Genomic DNA, 9,359 nt, shown 5'->3' on the forward strand with positions numbered 1-9,359 from the left:
GTCAGTCGCGCCCCCTGGCCCGCCGGAAGCGGGCCAGCCCCTCGGACAGGTCGACGATCGGCTCCGGATAGTCGACGGCGGCCCGGTCCAGGCCCCGCAGCTTCCACGGCTCGTGCACCGACGGGCCCTCCAGCGCCGCCAGTTCGGGCACCCACCGCCGGACGTACGCACCCTCGGGGTCGTACCGCTTGGCCTGGGTGACCGGGTTCAGCACGCGCTGGGGACGGGTGTCGGTACCGGTCCCGGCCACCCACTGCCAGTTGAGCTGGTTGTTGGCGAGGTCGCCGTCGACCAGGAACCGGAGGAAGTACCGGGCGCCCACGCGCCAGTCGACGTACAGCGTCTTGGTCAGGAAGCTCGCGGTCAGCAGGCGGCCCCGGTTGTGCATCCAGCCCTCGTGGCGCAGCTGGCGCATCGCCGCGTCCACGATCGGATAGCCCGTACGGCCCTCCCGCCAGGCCTCGATGTCGTCCCGCGCCGTGCGTTCGGTCCGCCAGCGATCGCGCTTCGTCCGGTAGTCGACCCGGGCGGCGGCCGGCCGCGCGGACAGGAGCTGGCGGTGGAAGTCCCGCCACGCGAGCTGCCGTACGAAGGCCTCCGCGCCCGGCCCGCCCGTCGCACGGGCGCGGTGGACGACCTCGACCGGGGAGAGCGTGCCGAAGTGGAGGTGGGGCGAGAGCCGGGAGGTCGCGTCGCCCGCCAGATCGTCGCGGCGTTCCTCGTACGCGGTGACACCGGTCTCGAGCCAGGCGGTGAGCCGCCTCCGGCCCTCCGCCTCGCCGCCGGAAGCCAGCCCCTCGGACACCTCCGGCAGCCCGGCCCGGGACGGGAGCTCCTGCGAGCCGACCCCGTCCGGCACCCGCACCGCGCGGGGCGCGTCGAGGGTGTCGCGCAGCCGCTGCCGCGACCACTGGCGGAAGTACGGCGTGAACACCGCGAAGTGGTCCGAGGAGGCCGGGGTCAGCGCGCCGGGCACGACCGCCGTGGTCACCGTGTCGTGCACATGCAGCCGGCGCCCGTCCGCCTCCAGGGCACGCCTGAGCCGATCCTCCCGGCGGTGCGCGTAGGCGCTGACGTCGGCCGCCATGTGCACCTCGTCGGCGTCGGCCTCGGTGACCACCTTGCACACCTCCTCGACCACGTCACCCGACCGGACGACAAGCCGCCCGCCGCGCTCGCGCAGTCCCGCGTCCAGGTCCCGCAGGCAGTCGGCGAGGAACGCCAGCCGGTTCGGCGCGGCGAACCCGGCGTCCGCCACGCCCCGGTCGCACACGAAGAGGGGGACGACCTGACGCGCGCCGTCCAGGGCGGCCCGCAGCGGCGGATGGTCGTGCAGGCGCAGGTCGGAGGTGAACAGGACGACCGAGACGTTCATGGCGCGGCTTTCGGATGAGAGGGGGTGGACGGATACGGATTCCGGCCCGGGCGGCCCGCCGGATGCGGGCGTCAAGGGGCGGGCGCGCGTTCCTCCGTCCGGGTGAGCGGGGTCCTGGCCGCCGCCCGTGCGATGTTGCGGGCCATGCCGCCGAACACCACGGCGTGGAACGGCGACACGCCCCACCAGTAGGCCTGGCCGAGCAGCCCGCGCGGATGGAACAGGGCGCGCTGGCGGTAACGGCTGCGGCCGGCGCCGTCCGGCTCGGCGTACATCTCCAGCCACGCAAGACCCGGCAGCCGCATCTCGGCCCGCAGCCGCAGCATGTGCCCCCGCTCGATCTCCTCCACCCGCCAGAAGTCCAGCGAGTCGCCCGCGCGCAGCCGGTGCGCGTCCCGGCGGCCCCGGCGCAGGCCCACCCCGCCGACCAGCCGGTCCAGCCATCCGCGCAGGGCCCAGGCGAGCGGGAAGGAGTACCAGCCGTTGTCGCCGCCGACGCCCTCGATCACCCGCCACAGCGCGTCGGCCGGGGCGTCCACCCGTGCCTCGCGGCGGTCGGTGTAGAGGCTGCCGCCCGCCCAGTCCGGGTCGGTGGGCAGCGGATCGCTGGGCGCGCCGGGCACCGAGGCGGACGACCAGCGGGTGGCGACCCGGGCGTCGCGGACACGGCGCAGGGCGAGCCGCACCGCCTCGTCGAAACCGATCGGATGGCCCGGCGGATCGGGCACGTACCGGCTCAGGTCGCGCTCCCGGCAGACCACCTCGTGCCGCAGCGACTCGGTCAGCGGCCGGGCGATGACGGCCGGGACCGGGGTGACCAGGCCCACCCAGTGACTGGACAGCCCGGGCGTGAGCACCGGCACGGCCACGATGACCCGGCGGGGCAGGCCCGCGACGGCCGCGTACCGGACCATCATGTCCCGGTACGTCAGCACGTCCGGCCCCCCGAGGTCGAAGGTTCGGCTGACCTCCTGCGGCATCCGCGCGCTGCCCACGAGGGCGCGCAGGACGTCCCGTACGGCGACGGGCTGGATGCGGGTGTGCACCCAGCTCGGGGTGACCATCACGGGCAGCCGCTCGGTGAGGTACCGCAGCATCTCGAAGGAGGCCGAGCCCGACCCGATGATCACCGCCGCGCGCAGGACGGTGGCCGGCACCCCCGAGTCCAGCAGGACGCGGCCCACCGCGGCCCGGGAGCGCAGATGCGGCGACAGGTCGCGCTCGGGGACGCCCGCCGGGGTGAGCCCGCCGAGGTAGACGATGCGCCGGACGCCCGCGGCCCGGGCCGCCTCCCCGAAGATCCGTGCCGCGCGATGGTCGGTCTCCTCGAAGTCCTTGCCCGTGCCCAGCGCGTGCACCAGGTAGTAGGCCACGTCGACGTCCCGCATCGCCCCGGCGACCGAGGCCGCGTCGGTGACGTCGCCCCGCACCACCTCCACGTCACCCGCCCACGGATGGTCGCGCAGCTTGCCGGGGGAGCGGGCCAGGCACCGCACCCGGTACCCCGCCGCCAGCAGCTCCGGCACGAGCCGGCCGCCGATGTACCCCGTGGCACCCGTCACCAGGCAGCGCGCCCCTGATCCGGCGTTGTCACCGCTCATCGGTCGTCCGCCCTTCCCGCTCGTGCGTGTCGGCCCCTCCTGGGATCACTTCCGCGCGGCCGGGGTGTTCGGATGCGCCCTGCCGGACATCAGCGCCCATCCAGGGCATGTCCACGCCGATCCCGGGCAACCGCACTCATACACATGGTGAACGTCCCGTACCGCCATCGAAACCGGAGGTGACCTGCCGCTATGGGCGCGAAGGTGTTGGAGCGGTTCCCCGCTGGAGCTCCGCGCGGATCGTGGCCGGCGGAGGAGTACGCGGCCCGGCGCCGGGCCGAGGGCGAACCCGCGACCGTCGTGATGGACCTGAACTCCGACGCGTTCCTCGTGGTGGTGCGCACCGGCGAGGAGGAGGCGGCCTAGGGCTGGCCTAGGGCCTGTCCGGCGGGTCAGGTCGCAGGAAACGGGCGGCGCCTCATCTGCGCTGGTGAGCGGGGCGATGGGGGTCCCCCCGCGCGAGCGAAGCCGAGCGTGGGGGAGTCGGGGACCGACGACAACGCCGCAGATGGGCGTGCCAAGCCCCGCGTCTGCGGCATGATCCGCCGGACAGGCCCTAACGGGGCCGCGTCCCGCCCAGCTCCCGTGCCCCGCGCACGAACGCCTCGTGCAGGTCGCGCGCGGCCTGCGGCACGGACTGCGCCCGGCGGCGCTGGAGCATCAGCAGCACCCGGGTCGTGTCGTCGGTGAGCGGCCGGTGGGTGAGCGCGCCGCACCGCTCCAGCGGGTCCCCGACGACGCTGAAGTCGGGCAGCACCGTCGCGCCGAGCCCTTCGGCGACCATCAGCTTGCCCATCTCGGCGCCGTCGGTGGAGTAGGAGAAGGACGGGACGCGGCCGGCCAGCAGCCGGTGGACGTAACGGTGCATCACATACCCGGCGCGCATGGCGACCAGCGGCACGGAGAGCAGGTCCTCGACCGAGACCACGGACAGCGACGCCAGCGGGCTGTCGGGGCGCACGCACACCACCGGACGGCCGCGCAGCAGCTCGGTGGAGTCGAGGCCCGCGGGCACGTCGTCCCCCTCCAGGTGGTTCACCAGCCCCAGGTCGAAGCCGCCCTCGGACAGCGCCCGGTGGATCTCCGACTGCTGCGCGCCCACCACCTCCACCTGGGTGACGGGGTGCGCGGCCCGGAACTCCCGCACCACCGGGATGAGCAGCGGCACGGTCGCCGCGTTGACCGTGCCCACTCGCACCATGCGGCTGACCCGGTGCTGCTCGCCCGCCGCCGACCGCAGACGGTCCACCGCCTCCAGCACGCCGACGATGTGCGGCAGCAGCTCCCGGCCGTCCGCGCTCATCGTGGCGCCGGACCGCTTGCGCTCCAGCAGGTCGACGCCGAGCTCCCGCTCCAGGTTGCGCACGGTCTCGCTCAACGCGGGCTGCGACAGCCGCAGTTCCTCGGCGGCCCGGCGCAGCGAGCCGAGCCGGGTGACCGCCGCTATGTATTCCAGCTGTTCAATCCGCACGACCGTAGATTGCGGCCATTTCAGCGGCAGGTTCAAGGGTTTCCCTGTCACGCCTTCGTGAAATTCGGTGGTCCGCGATACGAGACCGGTCGGGTTTTCCTTGACGGCCTTCGCGGGCGGCTGCCACGATCGACGGCATGAAGATGCGACTGGACCTCACGCGGCGACGCCACGTCGACCTCGCGCGCGTCTCCAGCGCCTCCTGTTGCGCCGCGGCCTGATCCCCGTCCCCCCGATCCGCCGCCCTCTCTCGCGTTCACCGACCGAATTCGCCGCCCTTCGCGTGCGCGGAATTCGGCATGCCCGAAAACGTATGTGAGCGTATTTCCGCAACAGGAGTCACGCATGTCCGCAGCGCCCGTGAAATTCGCCTACTGGGTCCCCAACGTCAGCGGGGGACTCGTCACCAGCAGGATCGAGCAGCGCACCGACTGGGGTTACGACTACAACCGCGAACTCGCCGTCCTCGCCGAGAACAACGGCTTCGAGTACGCGCTCAGCCAGGTCCGCTACATGGCCAGCTACGGCGCCGAGTACCAGCACGAGTCGACCAGTTTCAGCCTCGCCCTGCTGCTCGCCACCCAGCGCCTGAAGGTCATCGCCGCCGTCCATCCCGGCTTGTGGCACCCCGGCGTCCTCGCCAAGCTCGGCGCCACCGCCGACCACCTCTCGGGCGGCCGCTTCGCGGTCAACGTCGTGTCCGGCTGGTTCAAGGGCGAGTTCACCGCGCTCGGCGAGCCCTGGCTGGAGCACGACGAACGCTACCGCCGCTCCGAGGAGTTCATCCGCGCCCTCCGCTCGATCTGGACCGAGGACCACGCCGAACTCGCCGGGGACTTCTACCGGTTGCGCGACTTCTCCCTCAAGCCCAAGCCCCTCAACACCCCCGAGCGTCCGCACCCGGAGATCTTCCAGGGCGGCAACTCCACGGCCGCCCGGCAGATGGCGGGCCGGGTCTCCGACTGGTACTTCTCCAACGGCAAGGACTTCGACGGGGTGACCGAGCAGATCGCCGACGTACGAGCGGCGGCGGCCCGAGCGGGCCGTACGGCACCGAAGTTCGGCCTCAACGGCTTCCTCATCGCCCGCGACACCGAGGCCGAGGCCCGCGAGACGCTCCGGGAGATCGTGGCGCAGGCCGACACCGAGGCCGTGGAGGGCTTCGGGGCGGCCGTGAAGCAGGCGGGGCAGTCCACCGCCGACGGCAGGGGCATGTGGCAGGACTCCTCCTTCGAGGACCTCGTCCAGTACAACGACGGCTTCCGTACGGGGCTGATCGGCACCCCCGAGCAGATCGCGGAGCGCATCGTCGCCTACAAGAAGCTCGGCGTCGACCTCCTCCTGCTCGGCTTCCTCCACTACCACGAGGAGGTCGAGTACTTCGGCAAGCGCGTGCTGCCTCTCGTGCGCGAGCTGGAGGCCCAGCTGCCGCGGACGGGGACCGCGTCCGTCCCGGCACACGTCTGACCACCCGCTCCTGTTCGAAAGAGGACCTCATGGCCACCGTCCTGTCCGTCTCCGGCAGTCCGTCCGTCTCCTCCCGCACCAACCGTCTGCTGCGCCACCTGGACCAGCGGCTGATCGCCCAGGGCCACGAGGTGATCCCGCTCGACGTCCGGACCGTTCCGGCCGAGGCGCTGCTGGGCGCGGACTTCCGGCACCCGGCGATCGTCGAGGCGACCGGGCTGTTCGCCCGCGCCGACGGGGTGGTGGTCGGCACCCCCGTCTACAAGGCCTCGTACTCCGGTGTCCTCAAGGCGCTGCTCGACCTGCTCCCGCAGTACGCGCTCACCGGCAAGACGGTCCTGCCGCTGGCCACCGGCGGCAGCACCGCCCATGTGCTGGCCATCGACTACGCGCTCCGCCCGGTCCTGAACTCCATGGGCGCCGCGCACATCGTCCAGGGCTGGTTCACCCTCGACAAGGACATCACCGTGCACGACGACGGAGCCCTGACCGTCACCCCGGCCGCCGATGAGGCCCTCGCCCAGGTGGTCGACCAGTTCTCGGCCGCGCTGGTGCGCACTCCGCTGCTGGCCGCGGCGAGCTGAGCGCCATGACCGCACACGTCATCGCCGACGACGCGGAGGCGCTCGCCGTCGCGGCGACGCTGGCGGACCGGTTCCGGGCGGGCGCCGCCGAACGGGACGCCGAACGCAGGCTTCCCCGCGCGGAGTTGGACCTGCTGTCCGCCTCGGGTCTGCTCGCGGTCACGGTGCCCGCCGAGCACGGCGGCGCGGACGTCGGCGCGGAGACGCTCGCGGAGATCTTCCGGCTGCTCGGCTCCGCCGACGGCAGCCTCGCGCAGATCCCGCAGAGCCACTTCGCGTACGTCAACGTGATCCGCCGGCAGGGCAACGAGGAGCAGCGGAAGTTCTTCTTCGCCGAGCTGCTCGCGGGCCGCCGTTTCGGCAACGCCCAGTCCGAGGCGGGCACCCGGCACGTCCAGGACATCCGCACCCGCCTGGAACCCCGGCCCGACGGCTCCTACCTCCTGACCGGCGTCAAGCACTACTCGACCGGCGCCCTCTTCGCCGACTGGATCCCCGTCCTCGCGCGGGCCGAGGACGACAACCTCCATGTGGCGTACGTGCCCCGGGACGCCCCCGGCGTCACGGTCGCCGACGACTGGGACGGCATGGGCCAGCGGACCACGGCCAGCGGCACCGTCCGCCTGGACGCCGTCCCGGTGCCGGCCGACCGGGTCCTGCCGCACCACCTCACCTTCGAGGGACCCCAACTGCACGGCGCGATCGCGCAGTTGCTGCACGCGGCCATCGACACCGGGATCGCCCGGGGAGCGCTGGCCGAGGCCGTCCGCTTCGTACGGACGAAGAGCCGGCCCTGGTTCGAGAGCGGGGTCGACACGGCCGCCGAGGACCCGCTGCTGATCCAGCGCTTCGGCGAACTCGCCCTCCAGGTACGGGCCGCGGAGGCGCTGCTGCGCGAGGGCGCCCGCACGGTGGACGCCGCGCACGCCGACCTCACCGACGACTCGGCGGCCGAGGCGTCCATCGCGGTCGCCGCGGCCAAGGTGCAGGCGGCACAGGCGGCCGTGGAGGTGGCGGGCGCCCTGTTCGAGGTGTCCGGCACCCGCTCCGCGCTCGACTCGCTGAACCTGCACCGGCACTGGCGCGACGCCCGCACCCACACGCTGCACGACCCGACGCGCTGGAAGATCCAGCACATCGGCCGGTATGTGCTGGGCGGCACACGGCCACCGCGCCACGGCCTGCTCTGAATCAGCCGGACAGCCGGACCACGGACACTCGCGATCGGAGACCCCCACGTGTCCCTCACCTTCCACTGGTTCCTGCCCACCAACGGCGACAGCCGCCACGTCGTCGGCGGCGGCCACGGCACCCCGGCCACCGTCTCCGGGCGGGACCGGCCGCCGACGGTCGCCTACCTGAGCCAGATCGCCCGCGCCGCCGAGGACCTCGGCTTCGTCGGCGCGCTCACCCCGACCGGCGCCTGGTGCGAGGACGCCTGGCTGACGACGGCGATGGTCAGCCAGAACACCGAGCGGCTCAAGTTCCTGGTCGCCTTCCGGCCCGGTTTCGTCTCGCCCACGCTCGCCGCGCAGATGGCCTCCACCTTCCAGCGGCAGACCGGCGGGCGGCTGCTGCTCAACGTGGTCACCGGCGGCGAGAGCCACGAGCAGCGGGCCTACGGCGACTTCCTGGACAAGGACGCGCGCTACCGCCGTACCGGTGAATTCCTGGAGGTCGTACGGGGGTTGTGGGAGGGCAAGACCGTCGACCTGCACGGCGAGCACCTCCAGGTCGAGGACGCGAGGCTGGCCCGGGTGCCCGATCCGGTCCCCGAGGTGTACTTCGGCGGGTCCTCGCCGATCGCGGGGCAGATCGCGGCCCGGCACGTCGACGTGTACCTCACCTGGGGCGAGCCGCCCGCGCAGGTCGCCGAGAAGATCGCCTGGGTGAAGGGGCTGGCCGCGAAGGAGGGCCGCACGCTGCGGTTCGGGATCCGGCTGCACGTCATCACCCGGGACACCGCCGAGCAGGCCTGGGCCGAGGCGAACCGGCTCCTGGACGGCTTCGACCCCGAGACCGTGCGGTCCGTCCAGGCCGGGCTGGCCCGCAGCGAGTCCGAGGGGCAGCAGCGGATGCTCGCGCTGCACGGCGGCGGGCGGGACGGGCTGGAGATCCACCCCAACCTGTGGGCCGGCATCGGGCTGGTGCGGGGTGGGGCGGGCACCGCCCTGGTCGGCAGCCACGACGAGGTCGCCGAGCGGATCGAGGAGTACGCCGCCCTCGGCATCGAGGAGTTCGTGCTCTCCGGATATCCGCATCTGGAGGAGGCGTACTGGTTCGGGGAGGGCGTGCTGCCCCGCCTCGCGGCGCGAGGGGTGTGGCGGCATCCGTCCGGGGCACGGACGGCGCCGTCGGCGCAGGTGCCGTTCGCCGGTTAGGGCATGTCCGGCGGATCAGGTCGCAGGAAACGGGCGGCGCCTCAACGTCGCAGATGGGCGTGCCAAGCCCCGCGTCTGCGGCATGATCCGCCGGACAGGCCCTATTAGTGCTTCGTTAGGTTGTGGGCTGTCTGCGGCTGCTCCGAGGGCGGGGCAGGGGGCGTCCGCAGGTGGTGCAGGTACCGGTCCAGCACCTCAGCAGGTCCTGAAGGACGTCGAGGACCTGGTAGAGAGTCAGGCCGGTGTGCGGACTTTTGGGTCGAGCCGCCGGAGAGTGAGGAATGCCTGGGCGGCGGTGACGAGGGTGACGTGGTGGTGCCAGCCGCGCCAGGTGCGGCCCTCGAAGTGGTCCAGCCCGAGGCCGTGCTTGAGCTCGCGGTAGTCGTGCTCGATCCGCCAGCGCATCTTCGCCCACCGCACCAGGTCAGCGACCGGGGTGGTGGCGGGCAGGTTCGATATCCAGTAGTCCGTCGGAGTGTC

General features: G+C 72.9%; 10 protein-coding genes. 6 read left to right on the forward strand and 4 right to left on the reverse strand.

Translation table 11 applies throughout. The features are described from left to right. Position 1: 1 nt before the first annotated feature. Complete coding sequence (locus ACZ7L0_RS22660; RefSeq protein WP_471244305.1) at positions 2-1,375, reverse strand: cryptochrome/photolyase family protein; 1,374 nt, start codon at positions 1,373-1,375, stop codon at positions 2-4. A 71-nt stretch (positions 1,376-1,446) separates the two neighbouring features. Next, a complete protein-coding gene (locus tag ACZ7L0_RS22665) occupies positions 1,447-2,976 on the reverse strand; it encodes an SDR family oxidoreductase (protein WP_471244306.1) in 1,530 nt (509 codons plus the stop codon). 192 nt (positions 2,977-3,168) lie between these two features. Between ACZ7L0_RS22665 and ACZ7L0_RS22670 the strand changes: the two genes are divergently transcribed. Then, positions 3,169-3,342 (forward strand): hypothetical protein, encoded by a 174-nt coding sequence (locus ACZ7L0_RS22670; RefSeq protein ID WP_471244307.1) that lies wholly within the window; start codon positions 3,169-3,171, stop codon positions 3,340-3,342. Between the two features lie 190 nt (positions 3,343-3,532). On the opposite strand, the gene ACZ7L0_RS22675 is transcribed toward ACZ7L0_RS22670, so the two are convergent. Beyond that, positions 3,533-4,447, reverse strand: a complete 915-nt coding sequence (locus ACZ7L0_RS22675) for a LysR family transcriptional regulator (protein WP_471244308.1) — start codon at positions 4,445-4,447, stop codon at positions 3,533-3,535. Positions 4,448-4,590: 143 nt separating this feature from the next. Here ACZ7L0_RS22675 and ACZ7L0_RS22680 point away from each other — a divergent pair, with 143 nt between their 5' ends. The 5 genes from ACZ7L0_RS22680 to ACZ7L0_RS22700 all read left to right on the forward strand — a co-directional run bounded on the left by ACZ7L0_RS22680 (position 4,591) and on the right by ACZ7L0_RS22700 (position 8,879). Continuing rightward, positions 4,591-4,668, forward strand: a complete 78-nt coding sequence (locus ACZ7L0_RS22680) for a putative leader peptide (RefSeq protein WP_350786652.1) — start codon at positions 4,591-4,593, stop codon at positions 4,666-4,668. 124 nt (positions 4,669-4,792) lie between these two features. Beyond that, positions 4,793-5,914, forward strand: coding sequence for a dimethylsulfone monooxygenase SfnG (gene sfnG, locus ACZ7L0_RS22685; RefSeq protein ID WP_471244309.1), 1,122 nt, complete (start codon positions 4,793-4,795; stop codon positions 5,912-5,914). A 29-nt stretch (positions 5,915-5,943) separates the two neighbouring features. Beyond that, the gene (ssuE, locus tag ACZ7L0_RS22690) at positions 5,944-6,498 is read left to right on the forward strand and encodes an NADPH-dependent FMN reductase (RefSeq protein ID WP_471244310.1); all 555 of its coding nucleotides are present in this window, start codon (positions 5,944-5,946) and stop codon (positions 6,496-6,498) included. A gap of 5 nt (positions 6,499-6,503) precedes the next feature. Then, on the forward strand, positions 6,504-7,688 hold the full coding sequence (locus ACZ7L0_RS22695; RefSeq protein ID WP_471244311.1) for an SfnB family sulfur acquisition oxidoreductase: 1,185 nt from the start codon (positions 6,504-6,506) through the stop codon (positions 7,686-7,688). Positions 7,689-7,736: 48 nt separating this feature from the next. Further along, a complete protein-coding gene (locus ACZ7L0_RS22700) occupies positions 7,737-8,879 on the forward strand; it encodes an LLM class flavin-dependent oxidoreductase (protein WP_471244312.1) in 1,143 nt (380 codons plus the stop codon). A gap of 234 nt (positions 8,880-9,113) precedes the next feature. Here the strand turns inward: ACZ7L0_RS22700 and ACZ7L0_RS22705 are convergent. Next, positions 9,114-9,359 (reverse strand): transposase (locus tag ACZ7L0_RS22705; protein WP_471244313.1); only part of this gene is annotated, 246 nt, incomplete at its 5' end.

The sequence above is a fragment of the Streptomyces sp. NPDC039424 genome (assembly GCF_055639495.1).

What these genes read in the sequence shown, in the direction of transcription:
- ACZ7L0_RS22660 (WP_471244305.1), bottom strand. Translation starts at nt 1,375, where the DNA reads ATGAACGTCTCGGTCGTCCTGTTCACCTCCGACCTGCGCCTGCACGAC.
- ACZ7L0_RS22665 (WP_471244306.1), bottom strand. Translation starts at nt 2,976, where the DNA reads ATGAGCGGTGACAACGCCGGATCAGGGGCGCGCTGCCTGGTGACGGGT.
- ACZ7L0_RS22670 (WP_471244307.1), top strand. Translation starts at nt 3,169, where the DNA reads ATGGGCGCGAAGGTGTTGGAGCGGTTCCCCGCTGGAGCTCCGCGCGGA.
- ACZ7L0_RS22680 (WP_350786652.1), top strand. Translation starts at nt 4,591, where the DNA reads ATGCGACTGGACCTCACGCGGCGACGCCACGTCGACCTCGCGCGCGTC.
- sfnG (WP_471244309.1), top strand. Translation starts at nt 4,793, where the DNA reads ATGTCCGCAGCGCCCGTGAAATTCGCCTACTGGGTCCCCAACGTCAGC.
- ssuE (WP_471244310.1), top strand. Translation starts at nt 5,944, where the DNA reads ATGGCCACCGTCCTGTCCGTCTCCGGCAGTCCGTCCGTCTCCTCCCGC.
- ACZ7L0_RS22695 (WP_471244311.1), top strand. Translation starts at nt 6,504, where the DNA reads ATGACCGCACACGTCATCGCCGACGACGCGGAGGCGCTCGCCGTCGCG.